The 21374-nt window shown below is 63.5% G+C and carries 21 protein-coding genes and 1 tRNA gene; 14 read left to right on the top strand and 8 right to left on the bottom strand.

Annotated elements, in window-relative coordinates:
- Positions 1-13 precede the first annotated feature (13 nt).
- The 8 genes from pilV (ACF8ML_RS14800) to ACF8ML_RS14765 form a co-directional block, all read right to left on the bottom strand.
- Complete coding sequence (gene pilV / locus ACF8ML_RS14800; protein ID WP_392407311.1) at positions 14-775, bottom strand: type IV pilus modification protein PilV; 762 nt, start codon at positions 773-775, stop codon at positions 14-16.
- Positions 769-1356 carry a GspH/FimT family pseudopilin gene (locus tag ACF8ML_RS14795; RefSeq protein WP_392407310.1) on the bottom strand — a complete coding sequence of 196 codons (588 nt, stop codon included), beginning with the start codon at positions 1354-1356 and terminating at the stop codon, positions 769-771. The genes pilV (ACF8ML_RS14800) and ACF8ML_RS14795 overlap by 7 nt, the downstream gene beginning before the upstream one ends.
- A gap of 249 nt (positions 1357-1605) precedes the next feature.
- Positions 1606-2031 (bottom strand): type IV pilin protein, encoded by a 426-nt coding sequence (locus tag ACF8ML_RS14790; protein ID WP_026062047.1) that lies wholly within the window; start codon positions 2029-2031, stop codon positions 1606-1608.
- An 8-nt stretch (positions 2032-2039) separates the two neighbouring features.
- Entirely contained in the window at positions 2040-4526 is a 2487-nt protein-coding gene (locus ACF8ML_RS14785) for a pilus assembly protein (protein ID WP_392407308.1), read from the bottom strand.
- Positions 4527-4541: 15 nt separating this feature from the next.
- The gene (locus tag ACF8ML_RS14780) at positions 4542-5306 is read right to left on the bottom strand and encodes a PilX N-terminal domain-containing pilus assembly protein (protein ID WP_392407307.1); all 765 of its coding nucleotides are present in this window, start codon (positions 5304-5306) and stop codon (positions 4542-4544) included.
- Positions 5303-6178, bottom strand: a complete 876-nt coding sequence (locus tag ACF8ML_RS14775; protein WP_392407306.1) for a PilW family protein — start codon at positions 6176-6178, stop codon at positions 5303-5305. Before ACF8ML_RS14775 ends, ACF8ML_RS14780 begins: the two co-directional genes overlap by 4 nt.
- On the bottom strand, positions 6175-6813 hold the full coding sequence (gene pilV / locus ACF8ML_RS14770) for a type IV pilus modification protein PilV (protein ID WP_392407305.1): 639 nt from the start codon (positions 6811-6813) through the stop codon (positions 6175-6177). Before pilV (ACF8ML_RS14770) ends, ACF8ML_RS14775 begins: the two co-directional genes overlap by 4 nt.
- Entirely contained in the window at positions 6804-7367 is a 564-nt protein-coding gene (locus ACF8ML_RS14765) for a GspH/FimT family pseudopilin (protein WP_016451209.1), read from the bottom strand. Before ACF8ML_RS14765 ends, pilV (ACF8ML_RS14770) begins: the two co-directional genes overlap by 10 nt.
- A gap of 849 nt (positions 7368-8216) precedes the next feature.
- On the opposite strand from ACF8ML_RS14765, the gene rpsO reads away from it, so the two are divergent.
- From rpsO to nuoH, 14 genes are all read left to right on the top strand, one after another.
- Positions 8217-8483 carry a 30S ribosomal protein S15 gene (gene rpsO, locus ACF8ML_RS14760; protein ID WP_012206984.1) on the top strand — a complete coding sequence of 89 codons (267 nt, stop codon included), beginning with the start codon at positions 8217-8219 and terminating at the stop codon, positions 8481-8483.
- A 206-nt stretch (positions 8484-8689) separates the two neighbouring features.
- Complete coding sequence (pnp, locus tag ACF8ML_RS14755; protein ID WP_017404092.1) at positions 8690-10951, top strand: polyribonucleotide nucleotidyltransferase; 2262 nt, start codon at positions 8690-8692, stop codon at positions 10949-10951.
- Between the two features lie 119 nt (positions 10952-11070).
- Entirely contained in the window at positions 11071-12072 is a 1002-nt protein-coding gene (locus ACF8ML_RS14750) for an NAD(P)H-quinone oxidoreductase (RefSeq protein ID WP_392407304.1), read from the top strand.
- A gap of 2 nt (positions 12073-12074) precedes the next feature.
- The gene (tpiA, locus tag ACF8ML_RS14745) at positions 12075-12821 is read left to right on the top strand and encodes a triose-phosphate isomerase (protein WP_017404094.1); all 747 of its coding nucleotides are present in this window, start codon (positions 12075-12077) and stop codon (positions 12819-12821) included.
- 58 nt (positions 12822-12879) lie between these two features.
- Complete coding sequence (gene secG, locus ACF8ML_RS14740) at positions 12880-13272, top strand: preprotein translocase subunit SecG (protein ID WP_016447712.1); 393 nt, start codon at positions 12880-12882, stop codon at positions 13270-13272.
- 118 nt (positions 13273-13390) lie between these two features.
- A tRNA-Leu gene (locus tag ACF8ML_RS14735) sits at positions 13391-13475 on the top strand.
- Between the two features lie 73 nt (positions 13476-13548).
- Positions 13549-13908, top strand: a complete 360-nt coding sequence (locus ACF8ML_RS14730; RefSeq protein ID WP_012206979.1) for an NADH-quinone oxidoreductase subunit A — start codon at positions 13549-13551, stop codon at positions 13906-13908.
- Between the two features lie 23 nt (positions 13909-13931).
- The gene (locus ACF8ML_RS14725) at positions 13932-14411 is read left to right on the top strand and encodes an NADH-quinone oxidoreductase subunit B family protein (RefSeq protein WP_012206978.1); all 480 of its coding nucleotides are present in this window, start codon (positions 13932-13934) and stop codon (positions 14409-14411) included.
- Between the two features lie 10 nt (positions 14412-14421).
- Positions 14422-15030, top strand: a complete 609-nt coding sequence (locus ACF8ML_RS14720) for an NADH-quinone oxidoreductase subunit C (protein WP_026062051.1) — start codon at positions 14422-14424, stop codon at positions 15028-15030.
- A gap of 32 nt (positions 15031-15062) precedes the next feature.
- Positions 15063-16316 carry an NADH-quinone oxidoreductase subunit D gene (locus tag ACF8ML_RS14715; RefSeq protein WP_016447710.1) on the top strand — a complete coding sequence of 418 codons (1254 nt, stop codon included), beginning with the start codon at positions 15063-15065 and terminating at the stop codon, positions 16314-16316.
- Positions 16313-16804: an NADH-quinone oxidoreductase subunit NuoE gene (nuoE, locus tag ACF8ML_RS14710; RefSeq protein WP_016447709.1), complete on the top strand. Its 492-nt coding sequence runs from the start codon at positions 16313-16315 to the stop codon at positions 16802-16804. Before ACF8ML_RS14715 ends, nuoE begins: the two co-directional genes overlap by 4 nt.
- Positions 16801-18159 (top strand): NADH-quinone oxidoreductase subunit NuoF, encoded by a 1359-nt coding sequence (gene nuoF / locus ACF8ML_RS14705; RefSeq protein WP_016447708.1) that lies wholly within the window; start codon positions 16801-16803, stop codon positions 18157-18159. Before nuoE ends, nuoF begins: the two co-directional genes overlap by 4 nt.
- Positions 18160-18174: 15 nt before the next feature.
- Complete coding sequence (gene nuoG / locus ACF8ML_RS14700) at positions 18175-20298, top strand: NADH-quinone oxidoreductase subunit NuoG (protein ID WP_126310776.1); 2124 nt, start codon at positions 18175-18177, stop codon at positions 20296-20298.
- Positions 20295-21371, top strand: a complete 1077-nt coding sequence (gene nuoH, locus ACF8ML_RS14695) for an NADH-quinone oxidoreductase subunit NuoH (protein WP_016447706.1) — start codon at positions 20295-20297, stop codon at positions 21369-21371. The genes nuoG and nuoH overlap by 4 nt, the downstream gene beginning before the upstream one ends.
- The last annotated feature ends 3 nt before the right edge of the window (positions 21372-21374 follow it).

Genomic DNA, 21374 nt, shown 5'->3' with positions numbered 1-21374 from the left:
TTAGTTTCTGGATTCAGCCTGGGCAATAAACGGGTACGTTGCCATTTAACGATCCCATGGGGAAAGGGGTGCAGCGCTGGTTAGGTTGAATATATTGGAGGTGGCATATCAACCCATCTGGGCAGCTTATGCGGGCACTCCCTGTATTGGCTGGTGCAAATGGCTCGGTATATTTTTCATCGTTGCTTCCATCGGCTGCCTTGTGTTCCTTTTCATTGGCCTTCCAGGCAACCATCACACCCAGTTGTCGGCGGTTTTCAGCGGCGCTGTCTACCGCGCTGATAAAAATGGCCGCGTCTCCCTTGGGGAGAGTTGCTTTGACAGCCTCTTTCCATTGTTTGACGTCGTAGGCACCCATCTCCGACAAGGCGCATCCGTCTGTTGCGCACGTGCCTGTAGGTGTGTCATTCCAGGTGCTTTCATATGCACTCAGACTGCCCAGTCCATTGGGGTTGGCTTGAATTTTCTCGCTCAAATCCTCTATCAGTCGAATGGCTTGGGCGCGGTTGAGGCTGGTTTGGGTATCTGCGAGATTTCGCAGTTGCAAGCCGAGAATCCCAAGAATGCCCAACGACATCACGACAATGGCAACAAGAGATTCGATCAGGCTGATGCCAGATTGAATATTGGCCGCACGTATTGTTTTCATGGTGGTTCTTGGTACTGTTGCTGCATCGCAGATCTGCAAGCCATGATGGATATTCATGGAAAGCAAAGGAGGTAGCCCGATTTTGGCAACGCGGGATTGAAAGAAGGATTTTTTGGGATTCAGCATGTGCCATCCCCCGTATTCAATCGGCGGATCATTCCTCCTGCTGCCACGCAAAGCGTTGCAGCGGCCGAGTTGGTGGCATTTGAGCCTTGGGGGAAGAGGCGGAAATTGAAACTGCTGCTTCCGGCGCTGGCAAGCTGGCCCCAACGGTCCACCGTGATATATCCGTTGCTGCTTGCGAGATTGATTTCCAGCTTGGTAGGGGCAGAAGATGTCTGAAGCGTCAGTTCACCGGAGTCCTGGGTGGCGTTGTTGTTGGCATCGATAAAGACAGTCCAGCCGCAACCCCACTGTGTATTGGCGTCGGCCGCGGTGCAGCCATTGCCACTGGCGATCTTTTTGAGGACGATCTTTCCACCGCGCTTGATGGCTTCTGAGCGCGCGTAATAGAGGGTGGATTGAAGGTCTTCGGTCGCTGCGCGTACACGCCATCGTTCGATGAGTGGCCGAAAGCTGGGTGCTGCCAACGCAGCCAGTATGGTGATGATGGCGATCACAACCATCAGTTCGATTGTGGTGAAGCCACGTGTGGCCAGCCTTAGTTGTTGGCTGGACAGGCTGGATGTGGGAGGGGCAGCGTACATTGGCGCATCCTAGATTTCTGGATGCGCGTTGGGAGTTCATTCCGGATGGATGGCTCAGGCAGCGGGATGAGTGGTGCGCTTTGTAAACCTCCGCTCAGTTCGTCTGGCAGTCACTTGCCGATTGCTGAGCGAGAGGGAGTGAAGGGGCGTAAATCTCCCAGTTAGACGCACTTGCTCGGATCTCCTTGGATCCTTGTGTCGCGGATGCGCAGCAACAGGTCAAGAAGCTGGCACTCTGAACTTGTAAGACTACCGCCCCCAGCACTCCACCGCAGTGGTATTCACACCCAGGCCGAGCGCATCACGCTCGCCCGTATGGGTCAGCGTGAAATCGCCACATCGGTCACCGAACTGGGAGCCGCGGCGTGTGGCGATCAGGGTGTAGGTGTCGTCGTCGTGGCCGCTGGTTGACAGGAAGTCGATGGTGTAGCGCTTGCTGGAGTCGTGGGCCCAGGTCAGGTCTGCAGGCAGCTCGGTGGGGTAGGTGCCGTTGGCGGTGGCGGCGCGCTCCAGCCATTGCTGGGCCTGGAGCAGGCCGGCGCGGGCGTCGGCGCGGTGGACTGCGCGGATGTACTCGTTGTAGCTGGGGACGGCGACCGTGCCGAGGATGACGATGACGGCCACGACGATCATGAGTTCGATGAGCGTGAATCCTGGGGATCGAGGGCGGCGCATGTGGTGCCTCATTTCATTTGGCGCCAGCTGGGGCGCAGGGATTGCTCCGGCATGCGGGCGAGTACATTGCGACGGCCTTCGGCGTCGTAGCCGATGGCGTGATGGCCCTTGTGGAGCAAGGCCTGGGATCCCCTGGCGACGCTTGCGCGCGAGACCTCCTCATCTGCCGTGCCGTAGACCCCATCGCCGTTGCTGTCCATCAACGGAACGCCGGGTCGCTTGCCATCCATGATGTTCATGAATGTCAGGAATTGGCGCTCCTCGCTCGCATTGCAGGCGTCGGGCGGGCTTGCGCTTTCGCCGGGGCGTCTGAGGGATCCTGCAGGTATCTGGCTGTAGATCGCGAGGATGTTGCTGCCGTCGTGGAAGCCCATTGGCTTGAGCAGGCGTTCGCCCGGCAGGGGCAGGTCCATGTACCAGCCTTTGTGCCGCGTCCAGTCGAGGTCGGTCGTGGAGTCAACGCGCCAGAAGCCTTGGCCGGCCGCCGCTGCCGGCTGATGGTTCACCGAGCGCCTGGCCAGTTCTCCGATGCCTGAAACGGGTGCCGCTCGCTGTCCGTCAGGCTGCCTGCAGTCCGAATCCTTGCCATCGAGGCAAGCTTGCACTCTGCCGTCCGCGAGCAGCCTGTAGCGGGTGCTGTCGAGGATGGAATAGATGCTCTGGACCGCTGTGTTGCCAGAATCCTGCCGCGTGATGTGGCGTCCGGTACCGAATGCCACCAGCATGCCGCCTGCCGTCAAGCGCTCGCGCCCTTCTTTGGCATTTTTGCTGGCCCTGCGCCGGTCATTGGCGCGTACGGAAGGAGGGGCGGTGATGGCTTGACGCAGGTTGCGAGTGGCCGATGGAGAACTGCCACCCCAGGCTGTGTACAGCGGCCGGCCGTCGAAGGCCACGCCCCAGCGGGAGGAGGCACCGCTGGCGATGAGGAATTTCCACAGATTGCCCTGGATGTCACCTGCGTAGACCACATCGGGCCGGCCGTCTCCATTGATGTCCACAAGGCGCGGGGCGGAGAGTCCGTTGTAGGTGGTCTCGGGGGTGGTGCCGGTTGGGGTATTGCCCGTGGCAACGAGGCGCAACAGCTCCTGGTTGCCATCGAGATACTGGATCAGCAACACGGGCCGCTGGTTGGTGCTGTGGTAGCCGTTGCCCGTCACCAGTGCCCAGCGGTGGTTGTTCAACTGCGTGATCTGAGTGCTGCGTTGCGGGTTGGCATCGTCCAGCACGGGCGCCGCCAAAATATGGCCCAGGTCTTTGTTTTCCTGGCAAGTGGCGCGCTGGCGCATGTCATCCAGGCTGGTGCAGTCGCCGGGATCGCTGTTGCGTGTCTGGGTTCGGTCAAGCAGGACCAGCGAGCTGGCACCGGACTCGCTGAAAGCCTCCGGATGGGTGATGTCCAGCACGAAGTAGCCCTTGGCTCCGGCGCCCGCCATGCCAGCCAGCACAGTGCGCCACTGCGAGGACGCAACGCTGCCCGAGGGGATGTCGCCGCTCATGGCGGAGCCGTCCACAAAGTAGCGATGCCGGGCGTCGTAGTCGGGGTCGGAAAGTCTTGCCAGTCCGGAGATCACGCCTCGTGGGATGTAGGCGATCTTTTCCCTGCCGTCGGTGGCCGAAAAGCCATGCAGCATGCCGTCATTGCCGCCTGCATAGATCATGGGCTGGCGGTTCTGCTGGGCGAGGGTATAGGCGGCATAGCCCGGCAGGGGCCAGTTGTCCACGGGATGACCGGTATGCCAGATCTGGGAGTTGACGATGTCGCCCTGGCGCGAGCTGCGCTGGCGAAAAGGACGGGTGGGGCCAACGCGCGGCGGTTGTCCCGGAGCTTCCATGCGGCGGTCGCCGCGTATGAAGTTGAGCCTGTGCTTGCCCAGGTTGTCTGCTCTTCCTTCGGCATCGATGCCCAGGGAGGCTTTCTGCAGGTGGTCGAGTTCATTCCACTTGAAGGACACGCCTCTTTGCAGTCTGTCGCTCCAGGTCAGGATCAGACGGTCATTGATTGCCTGTTCGTCGCTGAGTGCATCCAGGTGGCCGGCCGTGGTTTTGCCTTGCCAGCCGGCTGTTGCGGAGAGGCTGCCATCGGCCTGGACGGTTTCTGCGCTGATCCAGCCGCTCCAGGCCGCTTTTGCGCTGTAGCGGGCGCTGAATATGTCCGCGCCGGCCCGCGTAATCACGCTGCCGCTGGAGGCCATGGAGCTGCTGCGGCCCTTGGCATCTGCCTGTTGTCCGGCCGGGCAGTCTTCAATGGGCGCGGCGAATTCGGTGCCATCTGCCTGAACCCTGGCAACTGGAGTGTCTGCCTCCGAGACCTGCTGGACCTGGATGGGTGCCGGCAGGCCAGGCTTTATCGTGACCTTGACTCGGGGCCCAAGCGACGACTGAATCATGTCCATTGCCTGGCTGTTTTGCGCGGCCAGGACTGCAGCGGCCATGGCTGCGGCTGTCGGCGCTGGCAGCAGGATGCGCCGGAGCCAGGGAGGGCAGAGGTGGGGCATGTCAGGTGTCCTGAGTCAGTCGCGGCGTTTCTGCCGGGCGTAGGTCTGCTGCATCACCACCTGGGTGTTGCTCTTGCTGCCATGGGCAATGGCCGTGATGCGATAAATCACCTGGGGCTGCATGTAAAGGGCCAGTCGGGGTGAGCCGTTGGCGATGACGCCCGAGTTCCCTGCGTTGACGTCATAGGGCAGGATCTCTATCCAGTACCAGCCTCCCTTTCCTGCCTCACGATTTGCCAGGATGGAGTCGCTCTTTCCGCCAGCGATGGCGCCCGTGAACTGGCCGTAGCGTGCGCCGACGTCAGCGGCAGTCATCTGGCCCAGCGTGATCCCTTGGCCTTCGTCCGCGTTGTTCCAGAAGTCCTGAGGTCCCGTGCGCTTGGTGCACAGGCCATCGCGGCATCCAGTGGGTGTGGCCTCAGCGAGGCTGGCCAGCAGCAGGCCGACTTCCCCGGTTTCCCGGGGGAACTGTGCGATGCCTGCACCGCTGCGGCAGACGGATGGCTGGCTGCTGCTGGCGGCGCAGGCGGCGCCGCTGGCCTGTTCGCCCCGAATATCCAGTTCGGCATCCTGCAGCAAGGCCTGTGCAGCCTCCAGGGCACGCTGGTAGTCGGCATCGTTGCCCACGAACATTTCGTTGAACAGTGCGCTGCGCGACGCCCACAGGGCGAGCAGCATGGACAGCATGACCAGGACCACCACGATGAACAGGGCGATGCCTTTTTGGCGCTGCGCTGCGCAGGTGTGGGCATGTCGCATGCCTGCAGCCTTGTGCGTCATCCGGCCAACCCCTGGCTGCGCAACTGGTACACGCTGCGAAAGACCATGTGCAGGCGCCGCGTCCTGGGCGCAGGCAGCGTGGCCATGTGGATGGATTCGGCCGTACCGTCGCTGTCGGCGCAGTCGGTATAGCTGCTGTTGGCGGGCATGTCGATGGCCTCGTTGCCGAAGAGCACCAGGCAGACCTCGACGCCGACGACGCGAGGCCAGTCCTGGCCTACGGCGGCTGCGTTGACATACTGGATGCGGGCGGCGCCCCCCGGCGCCTGGATCAGGTAGCGCACCTGGAAGTTGGCGACGTTCCTGGCAAGGGGCTGGGCACCCGCGGAGGGCGCTCCGGCGCAGCGCAGGGTGTTTTTACTGGCGTCCAGGACAAAGCGGCTCAGGATGAGGCTGTCGCTGTTGGTCTGCCCCAGGCAATTGCGCTGCAGTGAGGTCTCGATGGCCGATGTGTGCAGCGGCTGCGTGTAGTTGCTGTAGCCCACGGCGAGCTTGTATTGGGAGCGCCCGGGTGCATCGAGGCCCTGGATGGTGTCGTGCGCGGGGTTGAAGTCCAGTGCGCCCGCCTCGAATGCAACGGGGTCTGCCACGTCAATGGCTTCTGTTGCCCTCTTGTGTGATGCAAGAAGCAGCCGCAGGGACCCCGCCTGCCGGATCTGCCGGCCCATGACACGGAAGAGATGGGAAGCCTGCTGTTGCAACTGACTGGCATCGCTGATGGTGGCGGACACGGCGCGTGACGCCATGAGTGCGCCCATGGCCACGCCGATGATCAGCAGTCCCAGGAAAAGTCCGACCAGCAGTTCGACGAGGCTCAGGCCGCGTTGGCGCGGTCTGGCCGCAATGGCGGTGGCGATGCGATGGGGATTCATGGGCCTGCGCAGAAGAGCTGGACTGCGTTGTTTGCAAGGTAGGGAGCGCAGCGAGCGCTGAGTGCGATGTATTGCAGGTGGCAGGTTCTGCCTGCAGGACAGGCCATGGCCTGATCGCCGTGCATGCGATCGCCATTGCCATCAAGCCCGATGGGGTCCTTGTAGTCGGCCTTGCCGGACTTTTCGTTCTCGCGCCAACTGATCATGATCCCCAGCTGGCGCCCATTGCCGGCGCTGGCGGCTGCCTCGTCTCCTGCGAGGAAGACCTTGGCGGCCCCGCCTGGCAGCAGTTGGCGAACGGATGCCTTCCATCGTGCGAGGTGGTAGCTGGCCATTGCGTCCGGGCCGCATGCGGCGGCACTGCAGTCGGCGACGGATTCGGGGGCGTGATTCCAGTCGGAAACGTAGCGGCCGATCTGTCCGAGGGAGTTGGGGTTGGCGTGCGTGCGCTCGCTGAGGTCCTCGATCAGCCGGATGGCCTGGGCGCGGCGCACGCCGCTTTGGTTGTCGGCCAGGGTGCGCATCTGCAGTCCCAGGATTCCCAGAACACCCAGGGCCGTGATGACGGTGGCGACCAGGGTTTCGATCAGGGTAAAGCCATTGGGATGCCGATTGCGGGTACGTGTCAGGCGCATGGAATACCCTCCTGGCCGACCACCCGGATGCGTCCGCCGGACGAGACGCAAATGCCTTGGGTTGCGGCGGAAGTGATTCCGGCCGGAGATGGCGCAATGGCGAAGCCCATGGCGGTGAGTCCGCCCAACTGACCCCAGCGGTCCACACTGATGATGGAGGCAGACCGGGAGCGGGTGACGAGGGTGCGGGCGGGCGTGTCGAAGCGCTGCAGCTCCTCCTTGGGATCCCAGTGCCTGTTGCCATTGCGGTCGACGAACACCACCCAGCCGCAGCCCCAGTCGGCGTGCTGCGCCGCCAGGGTGCAGCCCTTGGTGCCTTGGGGCAGTTTCTGGATGAAAACGCCGCCACCGCGCCGCACGGCTTCGGAGCGCGCGTACTGCAGCGTCGATTGCAGGGCCTCGACGGTCTGGCGAACACGCCAGCGCTCGATGATGAGGTTGAAGCTGGGAGCTGCCAGCGTGGTGAGCACGGCGAGGATGGCGACGACCACCATCAACTCGATGGCAGTGAAGCCTTCGGCGCCCGGGCGAGCCTGAGGCCTGGTCGATGACATGTCTTGAATCCCTCCCCGTCGATTGGCTTGCGCAACGCTGGTTGTTGCTGCTTGTTTCGTGCGCCGCTCAATCTATTGGGGTTGTTCGTGCATGTCTTTCAGACCAATCTGTTTCTTTGGTCAAAAAATAGGAGTTGTGCCGTGAATGGGGCTGAATTCAGGCGTGCCGAGGTACGAGAAAATCCAATGATGGCAAGGCCTTGCCGGATTTTTGGGTATTCGAGGCCGGCCTAGGACTGTTTCTGGGAGCGTGTCAGCGCTGGCGCCTGCCCGGCGGCTGCCCGGTGTATCCGGCGCATGCTCCGGCGTTGTGCCTGCCCTGGCATTCGCGGTAAAGCCGCTTGTCGCGTTGCTCGGGCGACTCGTCTGAGCTGCTGCGCTGCGCCGGCACCCGGACCCGCTGCCCGCCCTTTTTGCGCTTGGAGCCTTGCGCAGCCGATGCGTCGGCGCGATGGGACGCAGCCTGGGCAGGCAGGGCCAGGCCCAGGGCCGCGACCAGGCAGAGCAGGGCGCATTGCCGCAGCTGCGCTTGTCGGGTCGATGGAATGAATGAAAAACGCACTGCCATGGCGTGGCCCTCCCTTGGTGTATGGAATGCCTGCGCACCACATATCCGTGCTTCGTGACGGCATGCCTGTGGCGCGGGCTTTGCGGGATTCTGGGCGGCCAGCAGGCCGAAGTGGCAAAGGGCCGCAAATCAGGTGTGGATGCCGGTCCGGGCGTGCTTGTTATAATCCCAGGGTTTTGCATGGTGCAAGACGCACGTCGGGGCCTTTCCAGTCCCGGCGCAAGTAACCAAGGCTGCCTCCTTGCTTTTGTCTTTGAGGCGCCAATTTCCAAGGAAAAAAAATGATCGCATCTTCCGTGAAGGCTGAAGTCGTCAAGTCCAACGCACGCTCTGCCAACGACACTGGTAGCCCAGAAGTGCAAGTGGCCCTGCTGACCGCACGCATCAACGAGCTGACCCCTCACTTCAAGCAACACGCCAAGGACCACCACGGTCGTCGCGGCCTGCTGCGCATGGTGAGCCGCCGTCGCAAGCTGCTGGACTACCTCAAGTCCAAGGACGCTGATCGCTACACCGCACTGATCGCCAAGCTGGGCCTGCGCAAGTAAGCACGGTGGGAGATCGAAACGCCTGAGTTAGCCTGTCTAGCTCAGGCGTTTTTTACTTCGGAGAAAGCAAGACAGAGCGAAGCTGTGTCATTCCATTGCTGCGGATTTGATAGCAAGAAATCCAGCAATGGAATGGCATCGTGTTCTGAATTGCTCTCCATCATGGCTGGATGAGTGCATCTGGCCAACATTCCCTAGGAGCAACAATGTCCATCTTCAACAAAGTCACCAAGACCTTCCAGTGGGGCCAGCACACGGTCACCATGGAAACCGGCGAGATCGCCCGCCAGGCTTCCGGCGCCGTGCTGGTCAACATCGATGACACCGTGGTGCTGGCCACCGTGGTGGCGTCCAAGCAGGCCAAGTCCGGCCAGGACTTCTTCCCGCTGACCGTCGATTACATCGAGAAGACCTACGCCGCAGGCAAGATCCCCGGCAGCTTCTTCAAGCGCGAAGCCAAGCCCAGCGAACTCGAAACCCTGACCAGCCGCCTGATCGACCGTCCGATCCGCCCGCTGTTCCCCGAAGGCTTCTACAACGACGTGCATGTGGTCATCCACACCGTGTCGCTGAACCCCGAAGTCGATGCCGACATCGCTGCCCTGATCGCCACGTCGGCCGCCCTGTCCGTGTCGGGCATTCCGTTCAACGGACCCATCGGTGCCGCCCGTGTGGGCTACATCAATGGCGAGTACGTGCTCAACCCCGGCCAGACCCAGCGTAAGGATTCGCAGATGGATCTGGTCGTGGCCGGTACTGAAGCTGCCGTGCTGATGGTGGAGTCCGAGGCGCAGCAACTGCCTGAAGACGTGATGCTGGGCGCCGTGGTCTTCGGCCACGAGCAAGGTCGCATCGCCATTGACGCCATCCATGAACTGGTGCGCGAAGCCGGCAAGCCCGTCTGGGACTGGGTCGCTCCCGCCAAGGATGAAGAGCTGATCGCCAAGGTGGCCGCACTGGGTGACGAAGCCCTGCGCGCGGCCTACCAGATCCGCAACAAGCAAAGCCGCACGCAGGCCTGCCGCGAAGCCTACGCCGCCGTGAAGGCCGGCCTGACGGCCCAGGGCGTGGAGTTCGACGGCGTCAAGGTCGAAGGCATGCTGTTCGACATCGAGGCACGCATCGTTCGCAGCCAGATCCTGGCCGGCGAGCCGCGCATCGACGGCCGTGACACGCGCACCGTGCGCCCCATCGAAATCCGCAACTCCGTGCTGCCCCGCACGCACGGCTCGGCCCTGTTCACGCGTGGCGAGACGCAGGCCCTGGTCGTGTCCACGCTGGGCACCGAGCGCGATGCACAACGCATCGACGCGCTGGCCGGCGAGTTCGAGGACCGCTTCCTGTTCCACTACAACATGCCTCCCTTTGCCACTGGCGAAGTGGGCCGCATGGGCTCGACCAAGCGCCGCGAAATCGGCCACGGCCGCCTGGCCAAGCGCGCCCTGGCGGCCTGCCTGCCCAGCAAGGAAGAGTTCCCCTACACCATTCGCGTGGTGTCGGAAATCACCGAGTCCAACGGCTCCTCGTCCATGGCCTCGGTTTGCGGCGGCTGCCTGTCGATGATGGATGCAGGCGTTCCGATGAAGGCCCACGTGGCCGGCATCGCCATGGGCCTGATCAAGGAAGACAACCGCTTCGCCGTGCTGACCGACATCCTGGGTGATGAAGATCATCTGGGCGACATGGACTTCAAGGTGGCTGGCACCACCAGCGGCATCACTGCGCTGCAGATGGACATCAAGATCCAGGGCATCACCAAGGAAATCATGCAGGTCGCCCTGGCCCAGGCCAAGGAAGCGCGCATGCACATCCTGGGCAAGATGCAGGAAGCCATGGGTGAAGCCAAGGCCGAGATCTCGTCCTTCGCTCCCAAGCTGTACACGATGAAGATCAACCCCGAGAAGATCCGTGACGTGATCGGCAAGGGCGGCTCCACCATCCGTGCACTGACCGAAGAGACCGGCACGCAGATCGACATCGGCGAAGACGGCACCATCACCATCGCTTCCAGCGATGCCGCCAAGGCCGACGAAGCCAAGCGCCGCATCGAAGAGATCACGGCCGAAGTCGAAATCGGCAAGATCTACGAAGGCCCGGTCACCAAGATCCTGGACTTCGGTGCTCTCGTGAACCTGCTGCCCGGCAAGGACGGTCTGCTGCACATCAGCCAGATTGCCCACGAACGCGTGGAGCGCGTCGCCGACTACCTGCAGGAAGGCCAGATCATCAAGGTCAAGGTCATGGAGACCGACGAAAAGGGTCGTGTCAAGCTGTCGCTGAAGGCGTTGACCGAGCGTCCTGCCGGCATGGAGCGCAGCGAGCGCCCCGCGCCTGCCGAGCGTGAGTTCCGCCAGCCGCGTGAGCCCCGCCAGCAACGCGAGTACCGCGAGCCGCGTGAACCTCGCGAGCCCCGTGAAGGCGGTCGTCCGGCTGCCGAGGGCGAGCAGCAACAGCAACAGCAGCAGTAATGCCCGGCAAGGCCGTTCCCCAAAAAGGGGGTGGCCTTGCAGGTGCATGCGGTGACTGGAAAAAGCGCTGACCTGTTCAGCGCTTGTGGCATTTTTGACAGGGATTGCGAGGTCGAAAAATGGAAAAGCAAATCATGCGTGCCGTGGAACTCACGGACTTTGGTGGTCCCGAGGTCTTGCGCCTGGGCGAGCGTCCGCTGCCCGTGGCCGGCGCGCAGGAGTTGCTGATCCAGGTCTCGGCCAGCGGTGTCAATCGTCCTGATGTGTTGCAGCGCAAGGGGCACTACGCCCCGCCGCCCGGTGCCTCGGATCTGCCCGGGCTGGAAGTGGCCGGGGTGATCGTGTCGGGTGACGACGACGCCATGCGGCTGGCAGGCCTGCGCGTGGGCGACCGCGTGTGCGCGCTGCTGGCCGGTGGCGGCTATGCGGAGTACTGCGTTGCGCCAGTGGCCCAGTGCCTGCCCATCCCGGCGGGGCTCAGCGAGGTGGAGGCTTCGGCATTGCCTGAAACCTTCTTCACCGTCTGGAGCAATGTGTTCGATCGCGGCGCCTTGCAGGCGGGCGAAACCCTGCTGGTTCAGGGCGGCAGCAGCGGCATTGGCGTGACGGCCATCCAGTTGGCCAAGGCGCGTGGCGCCACGGTCATCGTGACGGCTGGCTCCGATGCCAAATGCGCCGACTGCCTGAAGCTGGGCGCCGACCATGCCATCAACTACCGTACCCAGGACTTTGCCGCGGAGGTGCAGCGCATCACCGACGGCAAGGGCGTGGACGTGATCCTGGACATGGTGGCGGGCAGCTATGTGGCGCCCGAAGTGCAGAGCCTGGCCGAGGATGGCCGTCTGGTCATCATTGCGGTGCAGGGCGGCATCAAGGCGGAGTTCGATGCGGGCCTGGTCCTGCGCCGTCGCCTGCTGGTGACGGGCTCCACGCTGCGTCCGCGTCCTGTCGCCTTCAAGGCGGCCATCGCCCAGGCGCTGCGGCGCGAGGTCTGGCCGCTCATCGAGGCAGGCGGTATCCGCCCTGTGATTCACAGCACCTTTGCTGCCGCTGATGCCGACAAGGCGCACGCGCTGATGGAGTCGAGTCAGCACACCGGCAAAATCGTTTTGACGTGGTAACCATGAAGAAGAAACTCATCGTCGGCAACTGGAAGATGAATGGCAGCCTGGCTGCCAATGCCGTGTTGCTCAAGGCCCTCAAGCAGGGGCTGCCCGAAGGTGGAAATGCGGGTGTGGCGGTGGCCGTGCCGGCCGCCTATCTGGCCCAGGCCCAGGCCGAGCTTGCAGGGTCGTCCATTGGCGTGGCTGCGCAGGATGTGTCGCAGCATGACTCGGGTGCCTACACGGGCGAGCTTTCGGCTGCCATGCTCCAGGATTTTGACGTGCGCTACACCTTGGTGGGGCACTCGGAGCGTCGCCAATACCATGGTGAAACCGATGCCGTGGTGGCCTTGAAGGCGCAGGCTGCGCTGGCCAAGGGCGTCACGCCCATCGTCTGTGTGGGCGAAACGCTGGCAGAGCGCGAGGCGGGGCAGACCGAGGAAGTCGTCAAGCGCCAGCTGGCAGCCGTGATCCATCAGGTGGGGCAGTGCATCAGTGAGCTGGTCGTGGCCTACGAGCCTGTCTGGGCCATCGGCACCGGCAGGACCGCAACACCCGAGCAGGCGCAGCAGGTGCATGCCGTGCTGCGCGCCCAGCTGGCGGCTGCCAGCCGGCAGGCTGACCGCATCCCCTTGCTCTACGGCGGCAGCATGAATGCCTCCAATGCAGCCCAGCTTCTGGCCCAGGCCGACATTGACGGTGGTCTTGTGGGTGGGGCGTCGCTCAAGGCGCCGGATTTCCTGACCATCATCGCTGCGGCCCAGTGAGCCGGAGCAGTTTCTCCATTCGCTTTTTTAGCTCTCGCGTTACTAGCAGGTACAACCAATGAATGCATTCGCAAGCGTGATCCTCGCCGTCCAGATGCTGTCGGCACTCGGCATGATCGGCCTGATCCTGATCCAGCACGGAAAGGGCGCCGACATGGGCGCCTCGTTCGGCAGCGGCAGCTCCGGCAGCCTGTTCGGTGCCTCGGGCAGCGCGAACTTTCTGTCGCGCTCCACGGCAGGCCTGGCCACGGTGTTCTTCGTGACCACGCTGGCGCTGGCCTATCTGAGCAATGCGCGCCCCGTCAGCTCGGGCAGCGTGCTGGAAGGCGCGGCCCCCATCACGGCACCGGCTCCCGCAGTCCCTGGCGCTGCTGGCGAAGTGCCTGCTCCTGCGGCAGGTCAGGCGCCTGCTGCCGGTGCTGAAGGTGCGGCCCAGATCCCCACGAAATAATTTCGAACAAAGCCCTCGGTCCTCCTGGTCCGAGGGTTTTTCAGAGTAGAATCTAGAGATTGTTCGGTAGGCGGAATCTTTGCAACGAAGATAAAGAGCCAGCCGAAATCGAGACGTAGCCGTCGTGGTGAAATTGGTAGACACGCTATCTTGAGGGGGTAGTGGCGAAAGCTGTGCGAGTTCGAGTCTCGCCGACGGCACCAAGATATAACTAAGAGCCTGCCCTGCTGATCAGGCTGATCGGTGCGGGCATGCCTTTCAAGGTAGCCGCACACGATGAACATCGACCAGTATCTTCCCGTTCTCTTGTTCATTCTCGTCGGCATGGGTGTCGGCGTAGTCCCCCTGGTACTGGGGTATGTGCTGGGTCCGAACCGGCCCGATGCCGCCAAGAACTCTCCCTACGAATGTGGCTTCGAGGCCTTCGAAGACGCGCGCATGAAATTCGATGTGCGCTACTACCTCGTCGCCATCCTGTTCATCCTATTTGATTTGGAAATCGCCTTTCTGCTGCCCTGGGCCGTTGCGCTTCGGGACGTGGGTGGGGCTGGTTTCGCCGCTGTCCTGATTTTCCTGACCGTTCTCGTCGTGGGCTTTGTCTACGAATGGAAGAAGGGTGCGTTGGACTGGGACTGATGCGGGTTCACTAAGGAAACACGATGATCGAAGGCGTGATGAAGGAAGGCTTCATCACCACGAGTTACGACTCGGTGGTGAATTGGGCCAAGACGGGCTCGCTGTGGCCCATGACATTTGGTCTGGCCTGCTGCGCGGTCGAGATGATGCACGCTGCGGCGGCGCGTTACGACATTGGCCGCTTTGGCTCGGAAGTCTTCCGTGCCAGCCCCCGCCAGTCGGACCTGATGATTGTGGCCGGCACCCTGTGCAACAAGATGGCGCCCGCCATGCGCAAGGTCTATGACCAGATGTCCGAGCCCCGCTGGGTCATCTCCATGGGCTCGTGCGCCAATGGCGGCGGCTACTACCACTACAGCTATTCCGTGGTGCGTGGCTGCGACCGCATCGTGCCGGTCGATGTCTATGTGCCTGGCTGCCCCCCCACGGCGGAAGCCCTGATCTACGGCATCATCCAGCTGCAGCAGAAGATCCGCCGCACCCATACCATCGCTCGCGTCTAAGGGCTAGATGATGACTGCTATTGCGATTCACCCCGAAGTGCTTCGGGATGTGGTGGCTGCTGCCTTGGGCGACAAGGCGCGCAGCGTGACCGTGGCCCTGGGCGAGGTGACGGTCGAAGTGTCCGCTGCCAACTATCTGGAGGCCATGCAGGTTCTGCACAGCGCCCCGGATTGCCGGTTCGAGGTTCTGGTGGACCTGTGTGGCGTGGACTATTCCACCTATGCGGAAGTCGGCCGCGAAGGGCCGCGCTTTGCCGTGGTGTCCCACCTGCTGTCGATCAGCCTGAACCAGCGCCTGCGCGTTCGCGTCTTCTGTACCGACGACGATTTTCCGGTGGTGGCTTCGGTCACTCCCATCTGGGCCGGCGCCAACTGGTTCGAGCGCGAGGCGTTCGACCTGTTCGGCATTGTCTTCGATGGCCATGACGACCTGCGCCGCATCCTGACCGACTACGGCTTCATCGGCCATCCCTTCCGCAAGGACTTCCCGCTGTCGGGCCATGTGGAGATGCGCTATGACCCCGAACAGCAGCGCGTGGTGTACCAGCCGGTCACCATCGAGCCCCGCGAGATCACGCCGCGGATCATCCGCGAAGACAACTACGGGGGCCTGCACTGAAGGCGCTGCAGGCGCCTTTTTGATGGACGACCATGGCTGAAATCAAGAACTATTCCCTGAACTTTGGTCCGCAGCACCCGGCAGCGCACGGCGTGCTGCGCCTGGTGCTGGAGCTCGACGGTGAAGTGGTGCAGCGTGCAGACCCGCACATCGGTCTGCTGCACCGCGCGACGGAAAAACTGGCAGAGAGCAAGACCTACATCCAGTCGCTGCCCTATATGGACCGGCTGGACTACGTGTCCATGATGTGCAACGAGCACGCCTACTGCCTGGCCATCGAGAAGCTGCTGGGCATCGAGGTGCCCATTCGCGCCCAGTACATCCGCGTGATGTATTCGGAGATCACCCGCATCATGAATCACCTGATGTGGCTGGGCTCCAGCGGCAACGATGCAGGCAGCTCCACGACGCTGATCTATACCTTCCGTGAGCGCGAAGACCTCATGGACATGTACGAGGCGGTCTCCGGCGCGCGCATGCACGCGGCCTATTTCCGTCCGGGCGGCGTCTACCGCGACCTGCCCGACACCATGCCGCAGTACAAGGCCAGCAAGGTGCGCAATGCGCGCTCGGTCGAGGTCATGAACCGCAACCGCCAGGGCTCGCTGCTGGACTTCATCGACGACTTCACGCAGCGCTTCCCCAAGTGCGCCGACGAGTACGAGACCCTGCTGACCGACAACCGCATCTGGAAGCAGCGCAACGTGGACATCGGCGTGGTGACGGCCGAGCGTGCCATGAACCTGGGCCTGACCGGCCCCATGCTGCGTGCCTCCGGCGTGGCCTGGGACATGCGCAAGTCGCAGCCCTACGAGGTCTATGACCGCATGGACTTCGACGTGCCCGTGGGCAAGACCGGCGACTGCTACGACCGCTACCTGGTGCGCGTGGCCGAAATGCGCCAGTCCAACCGCATCATCAAGCAGTGCGTGGACTGGCTGCGTGCCAACCCGGGCCCGGTGATCGTGGACAACCACAAGATCGCCCCGCCGCCGCGCGAAGGCATGAAGTCCAACATGGAAGAGCTGATCCACCACTTCAAGCTCTTCACCGAAGGTTTCCGCGTGCCCGAAGGCGAGGCTTACGCGGCCATCGAACACCCCAAGGGGGAGTTCGGCATCTACATCGTGAGCGACGGGGCCAACAAGCCCTACCGCCTGAAGATCCGTCCGCCGGGATTCGCCAATCTGTCCGCCATGGACGAACTGTGCCGAGGCCACATGCTGGCCGACGCCGTGATGGTGCTGAGTACCCTGGACATCGTGTTTGGAGACGTTGACCGATGATTACCGAAGCGACCAAGGAGCGCTTTGCGCGCGAGGTGGCCAAGTACCCGGCCGACCAGAAGCAGTCGGCCGTGATGGCCTGCCTGTCCATCGTGCAGCAGGAGCAGGGCTGGGTCAGTCCCGAGAGCGAGGCCGTGATCGCCGAGTTCCTGGGCATGGCCGAGATCGCGGTGCACGAAGTCACCACGTTCTACAACATGTACAACCAGCGGCCGGTGGGCAAGTTCAAGCTGAACGTCTGCACCAACCTGCCCTGCCAGCTGCGCGACGGCTACAAGGCGCTGCACCATCTGGAATCCCGCCTGGGCATCAAGATGGGCGAGACCACGCCCGACGGCATGTTCACGCTGCAGCAGTCCGAGTGCCTGGGTGCCTGCGCGGATTCGCCGGTGATGCTGGTGAACGACCGCTGCATGTGCAGCTTCATGAGCAACGAAAAGCTCGACGAACTGATCGACGGCCTGCGCGCCGCGGAGGGCAAGGCATGAACGCCGCCGCACAATCGGTCCTGGCCAGGTTTGCCGCCTCGGGCAGCGAGACCTGCTTCCACGACCGCCACATCAATCCCCAGATCTATGCCGATCTGACCGGCGCCAACTGGTCCATCAAGGACTACGAGGCACGCGGCGGCTACCAGGCGCTGCGCAAGATCCTGGGCAAGGACGGCAGCGAAGGCCTGACGCAGGATCAGGTGATCGCCACCGTCAAGGAGTCGGGGCTGCGCGGCCGCGGAGGCGCAGGTTTCCCCACGGGCCTGAAGTGGAGCTTCATGCCCCGCCAGTTCCCGGGCCAGAAGCATCTGGTGTGCAACTCGGACGAAGGCGAGCCGGGCACCTGCAAGGACCGGGACATCCTGGTGCACAACCCCCACATCGTGATCGAGGGCATGATCATCGCGGCCTACGCGATGGGCATCTCCCTGGGCTACAACTACATCCACGGCGAAATCTTCGAGGCCTATGAGCGCTTCGAGGCCGCGCTGGAGGAAGCCCGCGCTGCCGGCTACCTGGGCGACAACATCATGGGCAGCAGCTTCAGCTTCCAGCTGCACGCGCACCATGGCTTCGGCGCCTACATCTGCGGCGAAGAGACTGCGCTGCTGGAGTCGCTGGAAGGCAAGAAGGGCCAGCCGCGCTTCAAGCCGCCGTTCCCGGCCAGCTTCGGCCTGTACGGCAAGCCCACCACCATCAATAACACCGAAACCTTTGCGGCCGTTCCCTGGATCATCCGCAACGGCGGTGCTGCGTACCTGGAGTGCGGCAAGCCCAACAATGGCGGCACCAAGATCTTCTCGGTCAGCGGCGACGTCAACCTGCCCGGCAACTACGAAGTGCCGCTGGGCACGCCCTTCAGCAAGCTGCTGGAGCTGGCGGGCGGCGTGCGCACGGGCCGCAAGCTCAAGGCCGTGATCCCCGGCGGATCGTCCTCGCCCGTGCTGCCGGCCGACATCATCATGGAATGCACGATGGACTACGACTCCATCGCCAAGGCCGGCTCCATGCTGGGCTCGGGCGCCGTGATCGTGATGGACGACTCGCGCGACATGGTCGAGAGCCTGCTGCGCCTGTCCTACTTCTACCAGCACGAGTCCTGCGGCCAGTGCACTCCCTGCCGCGAAGGCACGGGCTGGCTGTGGCGCGTGGTCAACCGAATCGAGCACGGCGAAGGCCGTCCTGAAGACATCGAGCTGTTGGACTCGGTGTCCGTGAACATCATGGGGCGCACGATCTGTGCGCTGGGCGATGCGGCAGCGATGCCGGTGCGCGCCATGATCAAGCACTTCCGCCACGAGTTTGAAGCGAAGATCCAGAACGCTTCCAAGCAGACGGTCCACGCCGCCTGATCGCGAGAAAAGCATATGGTTGAAATTGAACTGGACGGAAAGAAGGTGGAGGTCGCCGAGGGCTGCATGGTCATGCATGCAGCCGAGAAGGCAGGCACCTACATCCCGCATTTCTGCTACCACAAGAAACTTTCCATCGCCGCCAACTGCCGCATGTGCCTGGTGGACGTGGAAAAGGCCCCCAAGCCCATGCCCGCCTGCGCCACGCCCGTGACGCAGGGCATGATCGTGCGCACCAAGAGCGAGAAGGCGATCAAGGCACAGCAATCGGTGATGGAGTTCCTGCTCATCAATCACCCGCTGGACTGCCCGATCTGCGATCAGGGCGGCGAATGTCAGCTGCAGGATCTGGCCGTGGGCTACGGCAGCTCCGCCTCGCGCTACGAGGAAGAAAAGCGCGTGGTCTTCCACAAGGACGTGGGCCCGCTGATCTCCATGCAGGAGATGAGCCGCTGCATCCACTGCACCCGCTGCGTGCGCTTCGGACAGGAAGTGTCCGGCGTGATGGAGCTGGGCATGATCAACCGCGGCGAGCACTCCGAGATCACCACGGTGGTGGGCGATACGGTGGACTCCGAGCTGTCGGGCAACATGATCGACATCTGCCCCGTGGGCGCGCTGACCAGCAAGCCCTTCCGCTACAGCGCCCGCACCTGGGAGCTGTCGCGCCGCAAGTCGGTCTCGCCCCATGATTCCACGGGTGCCAACCTCATCGTCCAGGTCAAGAACCACAAGGTCCTGCGCGTCGTGCCCTTCGAGAACGAAGAGGTCAACGAGTGCTGGATCGCCGACCGCGACCGCTTCTCCTACGAAGCCCTGAACAGTGACGAACGCCTGACCCGCCCCATGCTCAAGCAGGGCGGTGAGTGGAAGGAAGTCGACTGGCAGACGGCCCTCGAATACGTGGCCAACGGCCTGCGCCAGATCAAGAACGACCATGGCGCCTCCGCCATCGGTGCGCTGGTCAGCCCGCACAGCACGCTGGAAGAGCTGTTCCTGGCAGGCAAGCTGGTGCGCGGCCTGGGCAGCGAGAACATCGACCATCGCCTGCGCAATGCCGAGTTCACCGCCGCCCAGGGCGTGCAGTGGCTGGGCACGCCCATCGCCTCGCTGTCCAAGCTGCAAGGCGTCCTGGTGCTCGGCTCCAACCTGCGCAAGGACCATCCGCTGTTCGCGCAGCGCATCCGCCAGGCGGCCAAACAGGGCTGCACCGTGCTCGCCATCAATGAGCGTGTCTACGACTGGGCCATGCCGGTGACGGCGTCCATCGTGGCAGCCCCGGACTGGGCCCAGGCGCTGGCCGATGTGGCTGCCGCCGTGGCGCAGGAAAAGGGTGTTGCCGCTCCCGTGGCCGCCGCCAACGTGCATGCCGAGGCCCAGGCCATTGCCACCGCGCTGCTGCGCGGCGAGCGCAAGGCCATCTTGCTGGGCAATGCCGCTGCGCACCACGCACAGGCATCGACCCTGCTGTCGCTGGCCAACTGGATTGCCGAGCAGACCGGCGCCTCGGTCGGCTACCTGACCGAAGCCGCCAACACGGTGGGCGCGCAGTGGGTGGGCGCACAGCCTGCCGCTTCGGGCCTGAACGCAGGCCAGATGCTGGCCGGCGGCCTCAAGGCCGTGCTGCTGCTGAACAACGAACCCGTGTTCGACTCCGCTGCCGGCGCCCGCGCCGCAGAGGCACTGGGCAAGGCCGAGATGGTCGTGACCCTGAGCCCGTTCAAGGCCAACATGGAATTCAGCGACGTGCTGCTGCCCATCGCCCCGTTCACGGAAACCTCGGGCAGCTTCGTCAACGCCGAAGGCCGCCTGCAAAGCTTCCATGCCGTGGTCAAGCCGCTGGCCGAAGCCCGTCCGGGCTGGAAGGTGCTGCGCGTTCTGGCCAACCTGCTGGGCGTGCAGGGCGTGGACTACGAGACGTCGCAGGACGTGCTCGCAGCCGCCACCGCCGGCGCCACCAGCGTGCCGGCCAACCTGCTGGGCAATGGTGCGCCTGCCGTGAATTCCATCGCCAACGGCGCTGGCCATGCCGCGCCCGTGGTGGCCAGCATTTATCAGCTCGACAGCATCGTGCGCCGCGCGACGTCGCTGCAACTGACGGCAGATGCACGTCAGGCTCGTGAGGGAGGCGCCGCATGATTGACGCACTCAAGACGGCCGGTGCCGGCCTGATCGCCGCCCCCTGGTGGACCGACGTGGCCTGGCCCGTGCTCTGGATCCTGCTGGGCATCGTCGCCATCGTCGCCCCGCTGATGGGCGCCGTGGCCTACCTGACGCTGTGGGAGCGCAAGCTGCTGGGCTTCATGCAGGTTCGCATGGGTCCCAACCGCGTGGGTCCCTTCGGCCTGCTGCAGCCCCTGGCCGATGGCCTGAAGCTGCTGACCAAAGAACTGATCCAGCCCACGGCTGCCGCCAAGGGCCTGTTCTACGTGGGTCCCGTGATGGCCATCATGCCCGCCCTGGCGGCATGGGTGGCGATCCCCTTCGGTCCCGAAGTGGCGCTGGCCAACGTCAACGCCGGCCTGCTGCTGATCATGGCCATCACGTCCATCGAAGTCTATGGCGTGATCATTGCCGGCTGGGCCTCCAACTCCAAGTACGCCTTCCTGGGCGCGCTGCGCGCCTCGGCGCAGATGGTCAGCTACGAGATCGCGCTGGGCTTCTGCTTCCTGGTGGTGATCATGGTCACGGGCAGCATGAATCTGACGCAGATCGTGCTGAGCCAGGGCCAGGGCCAGTTCGCCAGCATGGGTGCCAGCGTCCTGTCGTGGAACTGGCTGCCGCTGCTGCCGATCTTCGTGGTGTACCTGATCTCGGCCGTGGCTGAGACCAACCGCCACCCCTTCGACGTGGTCGAAGGCGAAGCCGAAATCGTGGCCGGCCACATGGTCGAGTACTCGGGCATGGGCTTTGCCATCTTCTTCCTGGCCGAGTACGCCAGCATGTGGCTGGTGTCCATCCTGGCCGTGATCATGTTCCTGGGCGGCTGGCTGCCTCCGTTCGACTTCCTGTCGTTCATCCCCGGATGGATCTGGCTGGCGGCGAAGACTTTCCTGGTCGTGTCCATGTTCATCTGGATCCGTGCCACCTTCCCGCGCTTTCGCTATGACCAGATCATGCGTCTGGGCTGGAAGATCTTCATTCCCGTCACCCTGGTGTGGCTGGTCATCGTGGGTGGCTGGATGCACTCGCCTTGGAACATCTGGAACTGAGCG

The sequence above is a fragment of the Delftia sp. WSY_10 genome (assembly GCF_043104705.1).
Classification (GTDB): domain Bacteria; phylum Pseudomonadota; class Gammaproteobacteria; order Burkholderiales; family Burkholderiaceae_C; genus Comamonas; species Comamonas tsuruhatensis.
The sequence above is the reverse complement of the archived record's forward strand: the minus strand, read 5'-3'. Positions and strand labels throughout refer to the sequence as shown.

Bases quoted from the DNA above. Each gene is read 5' to 3' on its own strand.
- pilV (WP_392407311.1), bottom strand. From the start codon at position 775: ATGCTGAATCCCAAAAAATCCTTCTTTCAATCCCGCGTTGCCAAAATC.
- ACF8ML_RS14795 (WP_392407310.1), bottom strand. From the start codon at position 1,356: ATGTACGCTGCCCCTCCCACATCCAGCCTGTCCAGCCAACAACTAAGG.
- ACF8ML_RS14790 (WP_026062047.1), bottom strand. From the start codon at position 2,031: ATGCGCCGCCCTCGATCCCCAGGATTCACGCTCATCGAACTCATGATC.
- ACF8ML_RS14785 (WP_392407308.1), bottom strand. From the start codon at position 4,526: ATGCCCCACCTCTGCCCTCCCTGGCTCCGGCGCATCCTGCTGCCAGCG.
- ACF8ML_RS14780 (WP_392407307.1), bottom strand. From the start codon at position 5,306: ATGACGCACAAGGCTGCAGGCATGCGACATGCCCACACCTGCGCAGCG.
- ACF8ML_RS14775 (WP_392407306.1), bottom strand. From the start codon at position 6,178: ATGAATCCCCATCGCATCGCCACCGCCATTGCGGCCAGACCGCGCCAA.
- pilV (WP_392407305.1), bottom strand. From the start codon at position 6,813: ATGCGCCTGACACGTACCCGCAATCGGCATCCCAATGGCTTTACCCTG.
- ACF8ML_RS14765 (WP_016451209.1), bottom strand. From the start codon at position 7,367: ATGTCATCGACCAGGCCTCAGGCTCGCCCGGGCGCCGAAGGCTTCACT.
- rpsO (WP_012206984.1), top strand. From the start codon at position 8,217: ATGATCGCATCTTCCGTGAAGGCTGAAGTCGTCAAGTCCAACGCACGC.
- pnp (WP_017404092.1), top strand. From the start codon at position 8,690: ATGTCCATCTTCAACAAAGTCACCAAGACCTTCCAGTGGGGCCAGCAC.
- ACF8ML_RS14750 (WP_392407304.1), top strand. From the start codon at position 11,071: ATGGAAAAGCAAATCATGCGTGCCGTGGAACTCACGGACTTTGGTGGT.
- tpiA (WP_017404094.1), top strand. From the start codon at position 12,075: ATGAAGAAGAAACTCATCGTCGGCAACTGGAAGATGAATGGCAGCCTG.
- secG (WP_016447712.1), top strand. From the start codon at position 12,880: ATGAATGCATTCGCAAGCGTGATCCTCGCCGTCCAGATGCTGTCGGCA.
- ACF8ML_RS14730 (WP_012206979.1), top strand. From the start codon at position 13,549: ATGAACATCGACCAGTATCTTCCCGTTCTCTTGTTCATTCTCGTCGGC.
- ACF8ML_RS14725 (WP_012206978.1), top strand. From the start codon at position 13,932: ATGATCGAAGGCGTGATGAAGGAAGGCTTCATCACCACGAGTTACGAC.
- ACF8ML_RS14720 (WP_026062051.1), top strand. From the start codon at position 14,422: ATGACTGCTATTGCGATTCACCCCGAAGTGCTTCGGGATGTGGTGGCT.
- ACF8ML_RS14715 (WP_016447710.1), top strand. From the start codon at position 15,063: ATGGCTGAAATCAAGAACTATTCCCTGAACTTTGGTCCGCAGCACCCG.
- nuoE (WP_016447709.1), top strand. From the start codon at position 16,313: ATGATTACCGAAGCGACCAAGGAGCGCTTTGCGCGCGAGGTGGCCAAG.
- nuoF (WP_016447708.1), top strand. From the start codon at position 16,801: ATGAACGCCGCCGCACAATCGGTCCTGGCCAGGTTTGCCGCCTCGGGC.
- nuoG (WP_126310776.1), top strand. From the start codon at position 18,175: ATGGTTGAAATTGAACTGGACGGAAAGAAGGTGGAGGTCGCCGAGGGC.
- nuoH (WP_016447706.1), top strand. From the start codon at position 20,295: ATGATTGACGCACTCAAGACGGCCGGTGCCGGCCTGATCGCCGCCCCC.